Below are 18,083 nucleotides of genomic sequence, written 5' to 3'. Positions count from 1 at the left end.
TTCTCACACCTCCTCGGTGAGCAGGGGGTATACGCCGTTCTCGTCGTGGTCCTCCCGTCCGGTGACGGGCGGGTTGAACACGCAGATGCAGCGGAAGTCCTCCTTGACGCGGAGCGTGTGGCGCTCGTGGCCGTTCAGGAGGTACATGGTGCCGGGCGTGATCGTGTACGTCTTCCCGGTCTCGCGGTCGGTCAGCTCGGCCTCACCCTCGACGCAGACGACGGCCTCGATGTGGTTGGCGTACCACATCGACGTCTCCGTGCCGGCGTACAGGATCGTCTCGTGCAGGGAGAAGCCGACCTTCTCCTTGGCGAGGACGATGCGCTTGCTCTCCCAGGTCCCGGACGCGGACTTCACATGCCGGTCGGTGCCCTCGATGTCCTTGAACGAACGGACGATCACGGTGGTGCGTGCCTCCTTGCTGGGGTTGTCCAGGTGTTGCGGTGCCCGGGTGTCCGGGTGTCAGGCGGTCTCGCGCACCGCCCGGGCGAGGGTGCTCAGGCCCTCGTCCAGTTCCTCGGGGCTGATGGTCAGGGCCGGCAGCAGCTTGACGACCTCGCTCTCGGGACCGGAGGTCTCGACGAGCAGTCCGAGCTCGAAGGCGCGCCGGGCGATCCGCTCCGCTCGGCCCCTGTCGTGGAACTCCACGCCCCACACCAGGCCGCGGCCGCGGTACTCCTTGACGTCGGCGAGGTTCTCCTCGGTGATCGCGATCAGCCACTGCTCGACGAGCTCGCCGCGGGCGCGGGTCTGCTTCTCCATCGCCGACCCGTCGGTCCAGTACGCCTCCAGCGCGGCCGTGGCCGTGACGAAGGCAGGGTTGTTGCCGCGGAAGGTGCCGTTGTGCTCGCCCGGCTCCCACACGTCCAGCTCCGGCTTGAACAGGCACAGCGACATCGGCAGCCCGTAGCCGCTGATGGACTTCGACACGGTGACGATGTCGGGGGTGATGCCGGCCTCCTCGAAGGAGAAGAAGGCGCCGGTGCGGCCGCAGCCCATCTGGATGTCGTCCACGATCAGGAGCATGTCCTGGCGTTCGCACAGGTCGGCCAGGGCGCGCAGCCACTCGGGGCGCGCCACGTTGATGCCGCCCTCGCCCTGCACGGTCTCCACGATCACGGCGGCCGGCTTGTTGAGACCGGAGCCCTGGTCCTCCAGGAGCCGCTCGAACCACAGGAAGTCCGGGACCTTGCCGTCGAAGTAGTTGTCGAACGGCATGGGCGTGCCGTGCACCAGCGGTATGCCGGCGCCGGCCCGCTTGAAGGCGTTGCCGGTGACGGCGAGGGAGCCGAGCGACATGCCGTGGAAGGCGTTGGTGAACGACACGATGGCCTCGCGCCCCTTCACCTTCCGGGCCAGCTTCAGCGCCGACTCGACGGCGTTGGTGCCGGTCGGGCCCGGGAACATCACCTTGTACGGCAGGTCGCGGGGACGCAGCACCAGGTCCTGGAAGGTCTGCAGGAACGTGCGTTTGGCGGTGGTCGACATGTCGAGACCGTGGGTGACGCCGTCGCGCTCCACGTAGTCGATCAGCGCACGCTTCAGGACGGGATTGTTGTGGCCGTAGTTGAGGGAGCCGGCGCCCGCGAAGAAGTCGAGGTACTCGTGGCCGTCCTCGTCGTACATGCGGCTGCCCCGCGCGCGGTCGAAGACGGTGGGCCAGCCGCGGCAGTAGCTGCGCACCTCGGACTCGACGGTCTCGAAGACGCTCAGGTCGGGCTGGGTGATGGTCACGACGAATCGCTCCTCGGGTGGGGGACTGGGAGGTCGGTTGAGGCGGGAGGGGAGTCGGCCGGGCCGCCGGGCGGCGTCGCGCAGCCGGGCAGCCCGGAGAGCGGGCTCAGAGGGCGAGCGGCCCGATGCGGTAGAGGATCTCGGGGTCGTGCGGCCCGTCCGGGAACTGCTCGGTGGCGAACAGGACCTCGCGCTCGACCGCGGCGCCGTGGCGGGCGCCGAAGGAGGTGAAGAGCCGCTCGGAGGCGGTGTTGCCGGGGGTGATCGTGGTCTCCACGAAGGCGAGTCCGCGCTCGGCGGCGACCCGGGCGGCGAGTTCGTCCAGCAGCCGGGCGGCGAGGCCCCGGCCGCGCTGGCCGGCGTCCACGGCCACCTGCCACACCAGGAGGGTCCGCGGACGGTCGGGCCGCACGTACCCGGTGACGAAACCGACCGGCTCGCCGTCCGCGCCGCGCGCCACCGCGGACGTGGCCGCGAAGTCGCGGCACCACAGCAGATAGCTGTACGAGGAGTTCACATCCAGCGTCCCGGAGTCCTTGGCAAGCCGCCACAGCGCGGTGCCGTCGGCGACGGTGGGGCGCTCGATACTGGGGGTCTCCGGCAATTCCGTGTGGGCGGTTCGCAGGTCTGCTTGTGCGGCAGTCATGCGAAATGAACTTACCGAGCCGAATTCAAAAATGCATCGTCCGTCGCTCTTACGCGAATCGCGCTCATGTGTTATCGCGTGGGCGCGCGATCGCGCGAAGGCGTGGCTTGATGTGGAGGTTTGCCCGATAATTACTGGACAAAAAGGCTGCCTATGTGGAGTGCATCACAATGACGAAACCCTCACGAGACCCCCCTGGATTGCACCGCTCGGCGTTCGCAGAACCTTCGCGTTTACGGATTGGAAAACGGGGCAGGAGAAGTGGGGCGACTGCCCGAATTGAATAGCAGAATTACCCCGCCTTTCAAGTCCCGGTAACCCCGTCGATCCGCTCCCGCAAAATGTCGGCATGCCCGTTGTGCCGGGCGTACTCCTCGATGACATGGATGAGCACCCACCGCAAGCTGACCTCCAGCCCCGCCATCGGCCCGCCGGCGATCCGCCCGGTGTCGTCCAGCCCGCGCCCCGCACTGAGCTCCCGCCCGCGGGCGATCTCCCGGCGCCAGGCGGCGAGGGCCTGGCCGAGTCCGCGATCCGGGTCGAGCGCGTACCCGGTCTCCTCCCCGAACACGGGCGGCACGTCGAGGCCGCCGACGACGCGCTGGAACCAGGTGCGCTCGACCTCGGCGAGGTGCTGGACGAGACCCAGCAGGGTGAGCGAGGAGGGCTCGGCCGAGGCCGTGCGCAGCTGCGCGTCGTCCAGTCCGGCGCACTTCAGCTCGAGCGTGGCGCGGTGGAAGGCGAGCCAGCTCTCCAGCATGGGCCGCTCGTCGCCGGTCATGAGCGGAACGGGACGCCCGTCGGGCAGCGTCGGCGGGGATTCGGTGGGCATTCCGGGAGCATGGCACGGATGCGCGGGCGGCGATGAGGGCTGCGGCCCCTTTCGGCCTCGGCTCCGGGCCGGGGCTCTGGCCCTCGGCCGGGCTCTGGCCCTCGGCCGGGCTCTGGCCCTCGGCCGGGCTCTGGCCCTCGGCCGGGTTCGGCCCGGTGCCGGGTTCTGGCCCCCGTCTCGGGTTCGGGCCCCCATGCAGGGCTCGGGCCGACGGAGGCGACGGCATCCAGGTGGGACAGGGCACCCTGCGCAGCGCCTCGCCCTGTGTGATCACGTCCTGCTCGGTGGCCGGCAGCCGCGCCACCCGGTCCTCGATCGAGGCGAAGCGGGCGGCGCCCAGTGGCGCGAGGTCCAGGAAGGGGTGGGTCGCGGCGGTGCTCTCACCTCCGGTCGTGGGTAGACGATCGGAGTGGTCGGCGGGAGGCGCGCGCCATCCGCCGACGACTTCTTAGGTCGAGCGGCCCAGCAACCATCGGATTGGTTTGAGAAGCTCAAACATATCCTTATAATCGGAACCCACAGTCACCCCATGGCGCGAAACCCGCACCGCGCGTTTTCCCTTCGTTCTCCACAGAGAGGTCGCCCCCGTGATCACGCTCTCCGGGCGCCGGGCCCGCATCCTGGCCGCCACCACTGCCACGGCCGGGCTGGTGCTCGTGGCCGGCTGCACCTCGAGCGGCAGCGGCGGCAGCGGCACCAGGACGGCCGCCGGCGGGGTCGAACTCGTCAAGGCCGGGCAGCTCACCACCTGCACCCACCTGCCGTACCCGCCCTTCCAGTCGGAGATCGACGGCAAGGTCCAGGGCTTCGACGTCTCGCTGATCGACCTGGTCGCCAAGGACCTCGGCGTGAAGCAGCAGATCCTCGACACGCCCTTCGAGAACTTCAAGACCGGCGCCTTCCTCAACTCCGGCCAGTGCGATCTGGCCGCCGCCGGTATGACGATCACCGCCGAGCGCAAGAAGCACGTCGACTTCTCCGACCCGTACTTCAACGCCACCCAGGCGGTCCTCGCCGACAAGAAGAGCGGCATCACCTCCTTCGCCGACATCAGGGCCAAGGGCAAGAAGCTGGGCGCCCAGGCACAGACCACCGGCGAGGACTACGCCAAGAGCAAGGGCTACGACCCGGTCTCCTTCCACTCCTCCGACGCGGTCCTCAACGGCCTGCGCACCGGCCAGGTCCAGGCCGTCGTCATCGACTACCCGGTCGTCCAGGGCTGGCTGAAGGACAAGGCCAACGCGGACGCCTTCAAGGTCGTCGACAACCTCAACACCGGCGAGCAGTACGGCTTCACGGTGAAGAAGGGCAACACCAAGCTCCTGGCCGCCATCAACAAGGCGATCGCCGGCGCCAAGTCCGACGGCACGTACAAGAAGCTGTACGAGCAGTGGATCGGCCCGTACGCCGCCGCCGCGGCCTCTCCCTCGGCTCCCGCCACCTCATGACCGACACCGACGCAACGGTCCAGCCCCGCAGGAAGGGGCTGACCCGGCGCCAGAAGCGCCGGCTCTCCCGCGGCGCCCAGTACGCCGTCTTCGTCGTCGCCGTGGTCGCCTTCGCGGCCTCGGCCGACTGGGGACGGCTGCAGAACCAGTTCGCCCAGGTGGACATCGCCAAGCAGATGTTCCCGGACGTCATCACGCTGGCGCTGAAGAACACCGTGCTCTACACCCTGTCGGGCTTCGTCTTCGGCCTGGTGCTCGGCGTGGTCGTCGCGCTGATGCGGCTGTCGTCCGTGGGCCCCTACCGCTGGCTCGCCGGGATCTACATCGAGATCTTCCGCGGCCTGCCCGCCCTGCTGATCTTCATCTTCGTCGGCGTCGCCGTGCCGCTGGCCTTCCCCGGCACGCAGATCGTCGGCGGTACCTACGGCAAGGTCGCCCTCGCGCTCGGCCTGGTCTCGGCCGCGTACATGGCCGAGACGATCCGCGCGGGCATCCAGGCCGTGCCCAAGGGGCAGATGGAGGCGGCCCGGTCACTGGGCTTCTCGCCGGCGCGGGCGATGGTCTCGATCATCGTCCCGCAGGCGTTCCGGATCATCCTTCCGCCGCTCACCAACGAACTGGTGCTCCTCTTCAAGGACTCCTCGCTGGTGCTGTTCCTCGGCGTCACCCTGGAGGAGCGCGAACTGTCCAAGTACGGCAACGACCTGGCCAGCACCACCGCCAACTCCACCCCGATCCTCGTCGCCGGCCTGTGCTACCTGCTGGTCACGATTCCGCTCGGCTTCGTGGTCCGCCGCATGGAGTCCGGCTCCCAGGAGGCGATCCGATGAGCCGCCCGGAGATCCAGGTCCGCGCTCTGCACAAGTCCTTCGGCGACAACCAGGTGCTCAAGGGCATCGACCTGGAGATCGGCCAGGGCGAGGTCGTCTGCGTCATCGGCCCCTCCGGCTCCGGGAAGTCCACGCTTCTGCGCTGCGTGAACCTGCTCGAGGAGCCCACCCGGGGCCAGGTCGTCGTCGGCGGCACCGAACTCACCGACCCCGACGTCGACATCGACGCCGTACGCCGCCGTATCGGCATGGTCTTCCAGCAGTTCAACCTCTTCCCGCACCTGTCGGTGACCGAGAACCTCACGCTCCCGCAGCGCCGGGTGCTGCGCCGGGACAAGGCGACGGCCGCGAGGATCGCCGCCGAGAACCTGGAGCGCGTCGGCCTCACGGAGAAGGCGGACGCCCACCCCTCCTCCCTCTCCGGCGGCCAGCAGCAGCGTGTCGCGATCGCCCGCGCGCTGGCGATGGGCCCGGAGGTGATGCTCTTCGACGAGCCGACCTCCGCGCTCGACCCTGAGCTGGTGGGCGACGTCCTCGCGGTGATGCGCATGCTGGCGCGCGAGGGCATGACGATGATGGTCGTCACCCACGAGATGTCCTTCGCGCGCGAGGTCGCCGACCGGGTCGTCTTCATGGACGGCGGGGTGATCGTCGAGGACGGCACCCCGGACCGGGTCATCGGCAACCCGGTCCACGAGCGCACCCGCCACTTCCTCTCCCGCCTCCTCGACCCGGCGATGGCCGAGGTGGAGGAGGAGACCCCGGACCAGGTGGACAAGGCGGAGCGGTAGCTCACTAGGGTGCGGTACATGAGCGATGACGCGGTGCTGCACGTGAAGGGGCGGGTGCTCGTCGGCCCGGACGAGGACCAGGTCCACGACGAGCTGTGGGTGGTCGGCGGCCGGATCTCCCACGAGCGTCCCGCCGGAGCCCGGGACGTGACGACCGTCGAGGGCTGGGCGCTGCCCGGGCTCGTCGACGCGCACTGCCACGTGGGCCTCGACGCGCACGGCCCGGTTCCCGAAGACGTCAGCGAGAAGCAGGCGCTGACCGACCGCGAGGCCGGAACCCTGCTGATCCGGGACGCGGGCTCACCCTCCGACACCCGCTGGATCGACGACCGCGAGGACCTGCCGAAGATCATCCGGGCGGGCCGGCACATCGCCCGCACCCGCCGCTACATCCGCAACTACGCCCACGAGGTCGAACCGGAGGACCTGGTCGCCTACGTCGCCCGGGAGGCCCGGCGCGGCGACGGCTGGGTCAAGCTGGTCGGCGACTGGATCGACCGCGACCTCGGCGACCTGTCGGCCTGCTGGCCGCGCGAGGCGGCCGAGGCGGCGATCGCCGAGGCCCACCGCCTCGGCGCCCGCGTCACCGCCCACTGCTTCGCCGAGGACTCCCTCCGTGACCTGGTCGAGGCGGGCATCGACTGCGTCGAGCACGCCACCGGCCTGACCGAGGACCTGATCCCGCTGTTCGCCGAGCGCGGCGTCGCGATCGTGCCCACCCTGGTCAACATCGCCCTCTTCCCCCGGCTCGCCGACGGCGGCCAGGCCAGGTATCCGCGCTGGTCGGCGCACATGCGCAGGCTCCACGAGCGCCGCTACGACACCGTCCGCGCCGCCTACGACGCCGGGATCCCGGTCTACGTCGGCACGGACGCCGGCGGCACGCTGCCCCACGGGCTGGTGGCGGGCGAGGTCGCGGAGCTGGTGAAGGCCGGCATCCCGCCGGTTCAGGCCCTGTCGGCGACCACGTGGAGCGCGCGCTCCTGGCTCGGCCGGCCGGGCCTCGACGAGGGCGCGCCGGCCGACCTGGTGGTCTACGAGGAGGACCCCCGGGCGGACGTACGGGCGCTGGCGGCACCGCGGCGAGTGGTGCTGAACGGACGGATCGTCGGTTAGGACGCACGCCGTCGGTCAGGGCGCACGCCGGCCGGTTGACGCTGCGTTACCCCGGGTGCGGGTGGGTCGTTGGGCACTCCCTCGTGTGCGCCGGTGCGTCAACCTGTGCGTTCGCACGGGCGGGGGTGCCGGCGTGACAGGAGGGAACACCCGTGCCGAAAGAATCGAAAAGACGGCCGGAAACCCCACGATGGAGTGAAGTCACTCAGGATCGCTGACCGTTCACTCTCAGTGCGTAATCCTTGCCGGGTCCCAAGCATTCCTCTCTGGGGGTCCCACACCTTGAACGGCCACACCTTCCGCAGCCCCGCACGCCGTTGCGCCACCGTCGCCGCGGCCACCGTTCTGGCCACCGGCCCGGCCACGCTGGCGGGCGCGGGCTCCGCGCACGCGACCGGCGTGCAGAACGGTCACGCGAGTGCCTCGGTCCTGCGTACCGGGCTCGACGTCTCCCTGCTCAACAAGACGGTGGACGTCCCGCTCGCCGTCTCCCTCGACGAGGTACAGGCGCCGCGCAGCGCGCGGCAGACCGCGCTGACCGCCCGCCTGGACGGCGTCGACGGCGGAAAGCCATTCAGCGTGCTCCGCGCGGACGTGGCGAAGGCGGACGCGACGGTCTCGGCGGGCGGGGCGGAAGGCACCGTGAACCTGGCCCACGCCCGCATCCACGTCCCCGGCCTGCCCCTGCTCTCCGTCATCGAGGTCGACCAGGTCACGTCCAGGGCGACCTGCGGGGCCGGAAAGCCCCCGGTCGCGACCACCGACGTCCCGGGCGCGGTGACGGTGCTCGGAAAGCGGGTGAGGCTCACCGCCGGCGGTACCACCGACGTCCGGGTGCCGGGCGTCGGCGAGGTACGCCTGGACCTGTCCAAGCGGGAGGCGACCGACCACACGGCCGCGGCGACGGCCCTCGACCTGAAGATCACCGTCAACCCGCTGAAACTCAACGTCGCCGAGGTGGAAGGCACGCTGACCCTGGCCAAGGCCACCTGCGAGTCCCCGACGGCCCCGGCGGGCCGGGAGTCCGCACCGCACACCCCGCCGCCCTCGACCCCGCCCACCGACCTGAAGCCCCAGGGCGCCCCCGCGAAGTCCGGCCTCGCGGAAACCGGAGGCAGCTCCCTGACCCCCTACCTGGCCGCAGGCTCGGCCGTCCTCCTGACAGCAGGCGGAGGCGTGGTCGCCCTGGCACGGCGACGGAGGGGCTGACGGACCCGAGTCCGAGCAGGCCCGCCGAGGTCGGGCCGCACCGTGCCGGGGGCGGAGGGACGGGGCCGCGGAAGGGTCAGCGGGCCAAGAGCGGCTGCTTCAGTCCTTGACCGGCGGACCAGCGCCCAGTGGATTATGCGACGGTGCCGACGACGGCGGCCAACTCCCGGTGGAGCGTGGAGCGCCGCGCTGATGCCGGCCCTGCCCAGTACCAGCGACACAGGTTCGGTGTGCCGATGCCGTCCGTCTCGTGCCAGGCGAACGACTCTGTGCGACTGGCCAAGGCGTGTGCTCCCCGCTTGAAGTCCGAGAAGCCGCGCGGTGGCCGAGAGCTCACGTACCGGTCCAGAGGCAGTCCGCGGCGGGCGACGGACAACGCGCGGACTTCCGGGTACGGCCAGCGGGGGTGGGTGAAGGGCGGCCGTTGCATGAAGTCTGATGCAGCCGGTGTGCCGGGGAATGCTTCCGTCGAGGCGAGCCTTTGGCGGGTGCTGCATCGCGTGCGGCGCAGTCGCGGAGGTCTCGCCGGTGCACATCCACACGGCCCGCCCATCCCACCGGAAACACAGCGGCACTTGATGCGGGCCGTGATCCGGATGGGCCGTTGAAACCCATATGTCCCGTTCTTTGGAGAGTCGTTCAAGGGCGTCGCGTCCGCGCTCCGGCACATCACGACGAGCGATTCCCGTGGTCTGCATGAGCGGCGACCCCAATCAGCGGTTCAAAGCGCGCATGAGGCGTTGGTCCTACTCCCAGCGATCGGCAAGCGACTCGGCCCGCAGCCCGGGGGCAACTGTGATGCTCGGGCCGACCAGTTGAAGATCTGAGTCACAACCGACCGTAACCAGCGAGATCACAATCCACAGCCGGAGTACTGGCCGGGGCCTGCTCGTCCCGACAAGCGGCAAGCCCGATCGGAGTTACCCGTTCGGCTCCGCGCCGGAACACTCCAAGGTCATGTTGCGTGTGTTTCCCAGCGGGACCAGCATGGAGGAGAGAACGTTTTCCACACCGTCGCCGGCCGCTTCCCGCGGGGCGATTCTCATGCTCGCCGCTTCCCGCAGCCGTGTCTGTACCTTTGCGGTTCCGTGCGTCGGTTCCGGTGCAGGCGATCGGTTTGTCCCGGCCCGGAGGCCTTTTCCGGCCGAGGGAGGAAACCCATGGCCACTGAAGCATCCATGCGGCCCGTTGAAGAGGGCACCCACCGTCCGGACGTCACTTACGCCCCGCTGGGCGGCGGCGTCGACCGTTCGGTCGTCGAGTCCACGCACACCGTCGAACCCACGTTGCTCGACTACCGGCCGAGAGCCGGTGGTGCCGCAAAGTTCGTCGACAACGGCGGTCAGGTCGTGCAGGTGGTCCAGTTGTTCCTCATCTACTGGGGCACCGCATGGACATCCACGTCACCACCGCCGACGCCGACATCGGCGCAGATCACCGCTGCGGCCCAGACCATGATGAGTAGCTCGTACATGGCCGGACTGACCGAGTACCGAGGCATCGGACGCGGTTTCGTCCGGGGGTCCACCGTGATCTCCACTGGTTCCACCCCGAACCCGCCGAACAACTTCACCGACGGACAGGTCTGGAACTTCGTCAACAGTCAACTGGCCGCCGGCACCTTGCCAGCTCCCGACGTCGACAACCAGACGCTGTACTGCGTAGTGATGCCGCCTGGGGTCAGCTCGAGTGGACCCTTTGCCGGGGAGCACAATTACAACACAAGGTCCGGACAGCGCATTCGCTACGCCTGGGTGACCAGCTCCAGCGGCCTCACCGGCTATACCCGAATCCTCAGCCATGAGCTGGTCGAGGCCGCGACCGACCCGGAAGGCACAGGGTTCCTGGGCGTCAGCGGCACATGCGCCGGGTCGGGTTGGTGCGAGATCGGCGACGTCTGCTCCTCCACTTCCACGCTCGATGGCGTGACCGTCCAGTCCTACTGGTCCAACGCGGCGGGGCAGTGTGTCGTCCCCGCGTGGCCCGCCCGCAGCTACCCGCGTATCGGCGTGCAATGGACCGGCACAGTAGGCCCGCACGCCTCCGCCCGCTGGTTCACCTTCAACTGGCCGGAATGGGAGCGCGTGGAGTGGAGGATGCTGCCCACGACACCCCGACCGGGAGCGCCTCAACTCAGGTGGGACGTCGCAGTGGAGCGTGCCTCGGGCAACAACCTGACCTACTGGATCACCGTCACCAACCTGACCGATCAGAGCGTGACGTTCGAGGGGCGCTACTGCGCACTCGGCCGCACCTGAAGCGACAGACACGCGAGGGAGCCAACAGTGATTACTGGAGTGCAGTTCCGCGGCACGCTGAACCCGAATCAAACAGGTCGCTGGTTCACGTACAACTGGGATGCGGCACAGCATGTGCTCTGGGAAGTCGTCCCCGACAGCGCACACCCCGGTGCTCCGCAGGTCGACTGGGATGTGGCCATCGAGCGCGGCGACCCCTCCCATGTCACCTACTGGATCACGATCACCAACCTGACCTCCACAGCGGTGCAGTTCGAGGCCCGGTACGCCATCGTCGCCTGAGGAGCGAGAGCCATGCGCTTTGTCATCGAGATCCCGGACGAGCTCTTCGCCCCTGCCGCCGCGGTGAGTCACGACGCCCGGGGCGGGGTCGGCCAGAACTTGGCAGACAGCCAGTCCGCCGGACCGGCGCCGTACATCACGGCAGGGGCAAAACTCTCCGGGCTCGGGTCCTATGACGCCCTGGATGCGGGGGAGGCCCGTCCGCGTGGCGGCGTGGTACCCACCGACGGCAGTGGATGCGCCCAGGACGCTGGCGCCGGGCCCGCCTGACTGACCCCCGCGATCGGCCCGAAGTCGCAAGCCCTCGCCGTTCGGTCAGCCATGATGGCAATGCAGGCACAGGTCTCCCCAAGTGATCAAAGAGCGTCGCAACTCCGTGATCACGGAATCTGTGCCTGCCTCAACTGCCGACCCAGCCCATCACTACACGTCGCGCACCGCGAGCAGTTCGACCGCGGCCCCGGACGACTCCGGCAGCGGTGCAGCGGCAGAACGCCGGGGATCTGGGGTCTGGGGCGCAGCCTCAGGGCCGGGAACCCCTCACCCCCGGCGAGTAGGGCGGGTGGGTGGGCAAGTCCCCGGTCAAGGCGGAGCTCAGCGCCCCCAGCAACCCGTCCACCGTCCCCCGGTCCCGCACCGCGAGCCGCAGCCACTCCACTCCCAGCCCCGGGAACGTGTCCCCACGCCGCACCGCGTACCCCAGGTCCCGCAACCGCCGCCGTACCCCGGCCGCCCCCGGCATCCGGACCAGCACGAAGGGGCCCTCGGCCGGCTCGATCACCCGCACCCCGTGCCCCGCGAAGGAGGCCAGGCCCGCCACCAGGTGGGCCCGGTCCGCCGCGATACGGTGCGCCGCTCGCCCCGCCTCCGCCAGCGCCCGCGGCTCCACGCACGCGACCGCCGCCGCGAGCGCCGGCGTGGACACCGGCCACAGCGGCTGGGCCCGCTCCAGCCGGGCGATCGTCTCCGCGTCGGACAGCACGTACCCGATCCGCAGGCCTGCCAGCCCCCATGTCTTGGTCAGGCTGCGCAGCACCACGAGGCCCGGCACGTCGGTACGCTCCGCCAGCGACTCCCGCTCGCCCGGCACCGCGTCCATGAATGCCTCGTCGACCACCAGTACCCGCCCCGGGCGCGCGAGCCCGGCGACGGCGGCCGCCGGATGCAGCACGGACGTCGGGTTCGTCGGGTTGCCGATCACCACCAGGTCCGCGTCCTCCGGAACCGCCGCCGCGTCGAGCCGGAAGCCGTCCGGCTCGGGCAGCAGCACCCGGCCCACGGTGTGCCCCGCGTCCCGCAACGCCGCCTCCGGCTCCGTGAACTGCGGGTGCACCACGACCGGCCGGCGCACCTTCAGCGCCCGCGCCAGCAGCACGAACGCCTCGGCCGCCCCCGCCGTGAGCAGCACCCGCTCCACGGGCAGCCCGTGCCGCGCCGCCACCGCCGCCCGCGCGGCCCGCCCGTCCGGGTAGGCCGCGAGCCCGCCGAGCGACTCGGCGATCCGCTCGCGCAGCCAGACCGGCGGGGTGTCCGCGCGGACGTTCACGGCGAGGTCGACCAGCGCGGACCCGCCGTCCCGGACCTCGGCGTCCCCGTGATGCCGAAGATCGTGCCCGCTCACCGCGGTGTCCTCAGTGCGCATGCGAGTGAGCGTGCCCTCCATGGTGGTGGTGCCCGTGGCCGTGGCCGTGGCCTTCGTGGTGACCGTCGTCGTCCGGGTGGAAGTGCGGTTGCTGCGGCAGTCCCACCTTGTCCTCGAAGCCCGGCAGCGCGATGCGGTACACGCACGAGTCGCAGTTCATCCGCAAGTCGCCCTTCACCGCCTCCTCGTACCGCTCCATCACCAGGTCGAGCAGCTCCGGCTCCGGCCCGATCACATCCGCCGGCCGCACCTCGACCTCGGGGTGCGCGGCCGCCCACTCCCCGGTCTGCTGCCGCACCCGGTCCGGCAGCACACCCGTGAACAGGAAGTACGGCAGCACGACGATGCGCCGCGCGCCGAGCCGCGCGCACCGGTCGAGACCGCTGGGCACGTCCGGAGCCGCCAGCGACACGAACGCCGTCTCCACGCCCGCGTACCCGCGCCCCTCCCACAGCAGCCGCGCCGCCTTGAACACCTCGGCGTTGGCGTCCGGGTCGGTCGAGCCGCGCCCGACCAGCAGGACGGTCACGTCGGACCGCTCCCCGGCCGTCCCGTCCAGCGCCTCCTCCAGCCGCCGCTGAAGCACGCGCAGCAGCGAGGGGTGCGGGCCCAGCGGACGGCCGTAGGTGTACGAGACCCCCGGGTGGCGTTCCTTCTCACGGGCCAGCGCCGCCGGGATGTCGCCCTTGGCGTGTCCGGCGGACACCAGCATCAGCGGCACGGCGGCGAACCGTTGCACGCCCCGCTCCACCAGCTCGGTGACCGCCTCGCCCAGCGGCGGCGGGGAAAGCTCGATGAAGCCGCCCGCGACCGGCAGTTCGGGGTGCCGGCGCCCCAACTCCCGTACGAAGTCGCGGAACGCCTCGGCTCCGGCGTCGTCCCGGGTGCCGTGACCGGCGATGAGCAGGGCGGGCGGCGTCGGGGTGGTCACAGGATCTCCTTCGAAGTGGGGTGGTACAGCAGGGCGTTGAGCGCGGCGGCGGCGACCGCCGAACCGCCCTTCTCGGACACGTTGCTCACGGCCGGCAGTCCGCTCTCGCGCAGCGCGGCCTTGGACTCCGCCGCGCCGACGAAACCGACCGGCAGGCCGATCACGAGCGCGGGCGAGGCGTCCAGCGTCAGCAGCTCCTCCAGGGCGGTCGGGGCGCAGCCGATCACCCACAGGGCGCCGGGGCCGACGTCCTCGTAGGCGAGCCGCATCGCGTGCGCCGAACGGGTCATCCCGGGCCCGGACCCGGCGTCCTTCAGCCGGCAGACGGTTTCGCGCCGGGTGATCCCGGCCGCGACCATCTCCACGTCCACGACCACGGGCGCCCCGGCGTGCAGCGCCGCGTGCGCCTCGGCGAGCTCGCCCTCGTCCAGGACGAGGTCGTCGGCGTAGTCCAGGTCGGCGGCGGAGTGGATGACCCGCTCCACCACCGCCCGGCTCAGCGGCGGGAAGTGCGAGGTGTCCAGACGGGCGCGCAGCCGCCGGAACGACTCCTGCTCGATCGGATGGACGACACGGTTCACCTGGCCTCCTCCGGACGGGTGTCCTGCCAGCGGTAGCCGCGCGGCGTGACCATGCGGCCCGCGATCGCACGGGTCGCGGTGTTGCCCACGGTCACGACCGTCATCATGTCGATCGTCGCCGGGTCCAGTTCGGCCAGCGTCGTCAGCCGGCTGGACTCGTCGGGCCGCGAGGCGTTGCGTACGGCGCCGACCGGCGTCGCCGGCTCCCGGTGTCCGGCGAGGATCGCCAGCGCCTTGGGCAGCTGCCAGTCCCGGCCCCGGGAGCGGGGGTTGTAGAAGGTCACGACGAGGTCCGCCTCGGCCGCGGCGCGCACCCGCCGTTCGATGACCTCCCACGGCGTGTGCAGGTCGGACAGACTGATCGAGACATGGTCGTGGCCGAGCGGCGCGCCGAGCACCGCCCCGGCCGCGAGCGCCGCCGTGACACCCGGCACGCCGATCACGTCGATGTCGTCGGACGCCTCGGCGAGCGCGGGGGAGGCCATGGCGTACACCCCGGCGTCCCCGCTGCCGATCAGTGCGACCGCGTGCCCGCGACGGGCCTCGGCGACCGCCGTGCGGGCCCGCTCCTCCTCGGCGCCGAGCCCGGACTCAAGGACCCGGGTGCCGGGCCGCAGCAGGTCGCGGATCTGGTCGACGTACTGGTCGAGCCCCACGAGTACGGAGGCGCGCCGCAGTTCGGCCGCGGCACGCGGAGTCAGCAGGTCCCGGGCGCCGGGCCCGAGCCCGACGACCGCGAGCCGCCCGCGCCCCGGCCGCCGAACGACGGCACAGGTGGCCATCGCGGGCTCGCCGTCCGCGCGCTCCGACTTCCGCTTGGGCACGAGGAGTTCACCGCCCCCGGCGAGCGCCGCGGCCTCCGCGACGGAGGGCGTGCCGACGGCGGCGAGCGGCGCGCTGGACGGATTGGGCACCGCGACGCCGGCCAGTTCCTCGGCGGAGTAGGTCACCAGAGGCACCCCCAGCCGCCCGGCCGCCGCGACGAGGCCCGGCTCGCCCGCCTTGGCGTCGACGGTGGCGAGTGCGGCGACGCTGCGAGCCGACAGCCCCGCGTCCCGCAGCGCGTCCTCGACCAGCCCGAGCACCTCCTCGGCCGGCACACCCCTGGAGGCGCCGACGCCGACGACGAGGGACGGCGGCCGCAGCAGTACCTCGTGCGTGCCGGGCTCGACCGCGCGGTCCGTCAGCCGGACCGTGTACGGCCCCTGCGGTGCCACCGGCAGCGCGGGCAGCGGCCACGGCACCTCGGTGTCGAGGACGACGGACTCGCCGTCCAGCAGCGCCCGCGACACCGCGGCGACGTCCCCCTCCACCGGGAGCCCGAGCGTGTCCAGCCCGGCCAGGCCCACGGAGTCCGTCGCCGTCGTCACCACGGGCTCGGCGCCCAGCAACGCGCCGACCTCCCGCGCGAGTTCGTTGGCGCCGCCGCCGTGCCCGCCGACCAGGGACACGGCGAACCGCCCGCCCTCGTCCACACACACCACACCCGGGTCGGACGTCTTGTCGCCCAGCAGCGGCGCGACCAGCCGGACGACCGCTCCCGTCGCCAGGAAGCACACGAGCTGCCCGCACTCCGCGAAGGCGGCGCGCACGGCGTCCCCGACGGGCCCGTCGTACACCCGGGTGCGGTCCGGCCACGTGGCCGCCAGCCGGTCCCGCGCAGCCGCCCCCGCCGCGGTGGCGGAAATGAGGCCGATCACTGAGCAACTCCTTCACTGGACGCCGGGGGCCGTACGCCCCACAGCAGGAAAACGGGATTGGTCGCCGCCAGCCGGGTCACGTCCCCCGGCAGCGGCACGAGCCGCGACGACTGCAGCAGCACGCCGTCGCAGTCGAACCCGGCGGCGGTGAGCGCCTCGCGCGCGGCCGGCACCCGGTCGAGCGCGGCCATGGCGACGACGACGGTCCGCCGGGCCCGCTGCGCGCACGCGCCGACGATCCCGGGCAGCTCGCGCCCTCCGCCGCCGACGAACACCGCGTCCGGATCGTCGCCGAGTCCGGCCAGCGCCTCGGGCGCCGAGCCGTGCACCGCCGCCACATCGACCCCGTGGGCGGCCGCGTTGGCGCGCACCCGCTCGATGCCGTCCGCCGTCTTCTCGACCGCGACGACGGCCGCGCCGAGCCGCGCGCACTCCACGGCCACCGAGCCCGACCCGGCGCCGACGTCCCAGACCAGGTCGCCCAGGCGCGGCCCGAGCCGGGCCAGGGCGAGCGCCCGCACCTCGAACTTGGTGATCATCGAGTCCCGGTGCGCGAAGGCGCCCTCCTCCAGCGCCCAGCCCGCGGGACCCGCCGCGGGCCCGGCGACCGTCCGTACGGCACCCAGTGCCCGCGCCTCGTCCAGGCACAGCACCACACTCACCGCCGTACCCCAGTCCCGGGCGGCCGCCTCGGCGGGCGTGACCCGTTCGACGCGCTCGCGCTCCGGGTCGCCCAGCGCGACCGCCACCACCAGCACCCGGTCGCGGCCGAGGGTGCGCGCCAGCGCGGCCCCCAGCTCGGCGGGTCCGGCTCCCGGCCCGGTCAGCACGGCGACCTTCGGCCGCGCCCGGCAGGCGTTGACGGCCGTGCGCAGGTCCCGGCCGTGCGCGCTCACCACCACCGCGTCGTCCCACGGCAGCCCGAGCCGTGCGAAGGCGGTGGCGACGGAGGAGACACCCGGACGGACATCCAGCCGCCGCGGCCCGAACCGCTCGGCCAGGGCCCGCACGATCCCGAAGAACCCGGGGTCGCCGGAGGCCAGCACGACCACCCGCCGCTCCTTGCCGAGGTACCCCTCGATGACGTCGAGCGCGGGCGCCAGCGGCCCCAGCACGACCCGCTCGGCCGTCTCCGGCAGCCGTACGGCGTCCAGGTGCCGGCGCCCGCCCACGACGAGTTCGGCGCCGAGGAGGGCCTCCGTCCCGTACGCCGTGCCGGTGCCGGTGCCGACGACCGTGATCACCTGCCCGCACCCCGCGCGCGCAGGGCCTTGCGGGCCTCCGGGTCGGCCTTGCGGTAGCCGTGGAAGTGACCCGGGTGGTACAGGTGCGAGCGCGTTCCGTGCGCGTCCAGGGCCGGGCCGACCAGGAAGAGCGTGTGCTTCCAGAGCTTGTGCTCCTTGACCGTCTCCTCCAGCGTGCCGATCGTGCACCGTACGACCAGCTCTTCCGGCCAGGTCGCCTGGTAGGCCACCACGACCGGCGTGCTGGTCGGATAGCCGCCCTCCAGCAGCTCCCGCACCAGCTGGCCGCTGCGGGCCGCCGACAGGAAGATCGCCATGGTGGTGCCGTGCCGGGCGAACTCGCGGACCTCCTCACCGGGCGGCATCGGCGTCTTGCCGCCACCGAGCCGGGTCAGGACGACCGACTGCGCGACCTCGGGGATGGTCAGTTCACGCTGTGCGAGGGCGGCGACGGCGGAGAAGGCGGAGACGCCGGGCACGACCTCCGTCTCGATGCCGATCCGCGCGCACCGGTCGAGCTGCTCCTGTGTGCCGCCCCACAGGGCCGGGTCGCCGGAGTGGATGCGGGCCACCTTCAGGCCCTCGGCGCGGGCCCGCTCGTAGACGGCGACGACGTCCTCCAGGGACATGGTCGCCGAGTCCAGGATCTCCGCGCCCTCGCGCGTGTGTTCGAGTACCTCCGCCTGGACCAGGCTGGCCGCCCAGATCACGACGTCGGCCTCGGCGATCGCGCGTGCGGCGCGGAACGTCAGCAGGTCGGCGGCGCCGGGGCCGGCACCGACGAAGGTCACCTTGCCGGCGGGGGCATCGGCCATGGGGTCGGGTCCTCTCGTACGGAA

At 71.8% G+C, this 18,083-nt stretch carries 19 protein-coding genes; 8 read left to right on the top strand and 11 right to left on the bottom strand.

Translation table 11 applies throughout. The features are described from left to right. Positions 1-3 precede the first annotated feature (3 nt). The 4 genes from ACH4UM_RS30675 to ACH4UM_RS30660 form a co-directional block, all read right to left on the bottom strand. Positions 4-402, bottom strand: a complete 399-nt coding sequence (locus ACH4UM_RS30675) for an ectoine synthase (RefSeq protein WP_398186297.1) — start codon at positions 400-402, stop codon at positions 4-6. A 60-nt stretch (positions 403-462) separates the two neighbouring features. Then, on the bottom strand, positions 463-1,734 hold the full coding sequence (gene ectB / locus ACH4UM_RS30670; RefSeq protein WP_398186294.1) for a diaminobutyrate--2-oxoglutarate transaminase: 1,272 nt from the start codon (positions 1,732-1,734) through the stop codon (positions 463-465). Positions 1,735-1,840: 106 nt separating this feature from the next. Next, on the bottom strand, positions 1,841-2,380 hold the full coding sequence (gene ectA, locus ACH4UM_RS30665) for a diaminobutyrate acetyltransferase (protein ID WP_398186292.1): 540 nt from the start codon (positions 2,378-2,380) through the stop codon (positions 1,841-1,843). Positions 2,381-2,684: 304 nt separating this feature from the next. Beyond that, the gene (locus tag ACH4UM_RS30660; RefSeq protein ID WP_398186290.1) at positions 2,685-3,212 is read right to left on the bottom strand and encodes a DinB family protein; all 528 of its coding nucleotides are present in this window, start codon (positions 3,210-3,212) and stop codon (positions 2,685-2,687) included. Positions 3,213-3,799: 587 nt separating this feature from the next. Here ACH4UM_RS30660 and ACH4UM_RS30655 point away from each other — a divergent pair. From ACH4UM_RS30655 to ACH4UM_RS30635, 5 genes are all read left to right on the top strand, one after another. Next, entirely contained in the window at positions 3,800-4,660 is an 861-nt protein-coding gene (locus ACH4UM_RS30655) for a transporter substrate-binding domain-containing protein (RefSeq protein ID WP_398186289.1), read from the top strand. Beyond that, the gene (locus ACH4UM_RS30650; protein ID WP_398186286.1) at positions 4,657-5,490 is read left to right on the top strand and encodes an amino acid ABC transporter permease; all 834 of its coding nucleotides are present in this window, start codon (positions 4,657-4,659) and stop codon (positions 5,488-5,490) included. The genes ACH4UM_RS30655 and ACH4UM_RS30650 overlap by 4 nt, the downstream gene beginning before the upstream one ends. Then, a complete protein-coding gene (locus ACH4UM_RS30645; protein ID WP_398186284.1) occupies positions 5,487-6,281 on the top strand; it encodes an amino acid ABC transporter ATP-binding protein in 795 nt (264 codons plus the stop codon). The genes ACH4UM_RS30650 and ACH4UM_RS30645 overlap by 4 nt, the downstream gene beginning before the upstream one ends. A gap of 18 nt (positions 6,282-6,299) precedes the next feature. Then, a complete protein-coding gene (locus ACH4UM_RS30640; RefSeq protein ID WP_398186281.1) occupies positions 6,300-7,397 on the top strand; it encodes an amidohydrolase family protein in 1,098 nt (365 codons plus the stop codon). 282 nt (positions 7,398-7,679) lie between these two features. Next, positions 7,680-8,606: an SCO1860 family LAETG-anchored protein gene (locus ACH4UM_RS30635; protein ID WP_398186278.1), complete on the top strand. Its 927-nt coding sequence runs from the start codon at positions 7,680-7,682 to the stop codon at positions 8,604-8,606. A 133-nt stretch (positions 8,607-8,739) separates the two neighbouring features. On the opposite strand, the gene ACH4UM_RS30630 is transcribed toward ACH4UM_RS30635, so the two are convergent. Then, positions 8,740-8,889 carry a hypothetical protein gene (locus ACH4UM_RS30630; RefSeq protein WP_398186277.1) on the bottom strand — a complete coding sequence of 50 codons (150 nt, stop codon included), beginning with the start codon at positions 8,887-8,889 and terminating at the stop codon, positions 8,740-8,742. An 877-nt stretch (positions 8,890-9,766) separates the two neighbouring features. Here ACH4UM_RS30630 and ACH4UM_RS30625 point away from each other — a divergent pair. The 3 genes from ACH4UM_RS30625 to ACH4UM_RS30615 are packed head-to-tail and all read left to right on the top strand — an operon-like array spanning position 9,767 to position 11,416. Next, positions 9,767-10,864: a hypothetical protein gene (locus tag ACH4UM_RS30625; RefSeq protein WP_398186274.1), complete on the top strand. Its 1,098-nt coding sequence runs from the start codon at positions 9,767-9,769 to the stop codon at positions 10,862-10,864. 27 nt (positions 10,865-10,891) lie between these two features. Continuing rightward, entirely contained in the window at positions 10,892-11,146 is a 255-nt protein-coding gene (locus ACH4UM_RS30620) for a hypothetical protein (RefSeq protein WP_398186271.1), read from the top strand. A 12-nt stretch (positions 11,147-11,158) separates the two neighbouring features. Then, positions 11,159-11,416 carry a hypothetical protein gene (locus tag ACH4UM_RS30615; RefSeq protein ID WP_398186269.1) on the top strand — a complete coding sequence of 86 codons (258 nt, stop codon included), beginning with the start codon at positions 11,159-11,161 and terminating at the stop codon, positions 11,414-11,416. Between the two features lie 253 nt (positions 11,417-11,669). On the opposite strand, the gene cobC is transcribed toward ACH4UM_RS30615, so the two are convergent. From cobC to cobM, 6 genes are read right to left on the bottom strand one after another with little or no spacing between them, the layout of a single operon-like run. Next, the gene (cobC, locus tag ACH4UM_RS30610) at positions 11,670-12,788 is read right to left on the bottom strand and encodes an Rv2231c family pyridoxal phosphate-dependent protein CobC (RefSeq protein ID WP_398186266.1); all 1,119 of its coding nucleotides are present in this window, start codon (positions 12,786-12,788) and stop codon (positions 11,670-11,672) included. Next, positions 12,778-13,719 (bottom strand): sirohydrochlorin chelatase, encoded by a 942-nt coding sequence (locus ACH4UM_RS30605; RefSeq protein WP_398186264.1) that lies wholly within the window; start codon positions 13,717-13,719, stop codon positions 12,778-12,780. Before ACH4UM_RS30605 ends, cobC begins: the two co-directional genes overlap by 11 nt. Further along, a complete protein-coding gene (locus tag ACH4UM_RS30600; RefSeq protein WP_398186261.1) occupies positions 13,716-14,300 on the bottom strand; it encodes a precorrin-8X methylmutase in 585 nt (194 codons plus the stop codon). Before ACH4UM_RS30600 ends, ACH4UM_RS30605 begins: the two co-directional genes overlap by 4 nt. Next, positions 14,297-16,000, bottom strand: a complete 1,704-nt coding sequence (gene cobJ, locus ACH4UM_RS30595) for a precorrin-3B C(17)-methyltransferase (protein ID WP_398186258.1) — start codon at positions 15,998-16,000, stop codon at positions 14,297-14,299. The genes ACH4UM_RS30600 and cobJ overlap by 4 nt, the downstream gene beginning before the upstream one ends. After that, a complete protein-coding gene (cbiE, locus tag ACH4UM_RS30590) occupies positions 15,997-17,244 on the bottom strand; it encodes a precorrin-6y C5,15-methyltransferase (decarboxylating) subunit CbiE (protein ID WP_398186255.1) in 1,248 nt (415 codons plus the stop codon). The genes cobJ and cbiE overlap by 4 nt, the downstream gene beginning before the upstream one ends. After that, entirely contained in the window at positions 17,241-18,059 is an 819-nt protein-coding gene (gene cobM, locus ACH4UM_RS30585; RefSeq protein ID WP_398186253.1) for a precorrin-4 C(11)-methyltransferase, read from the bottom strand. Before cobM ends, cbiE begins: the two co-directional genes overlap by 4 nt. Positions 18,060-18,083: the final 24 nt, after the last annotated feature.

Source organism: Streptomyces sp. NPDC020801, assembly GCF_044334385.1.
In the GTDB taxonomy this organism is placed as follows: Bacteria; Actinomycetota; Actinomycetes; order Streptomycetales; family Streptomycetaceae; genus Streptomyces.
This window is presented reverse-complemented; position numbering and strand designations above follow the sequence as displayed.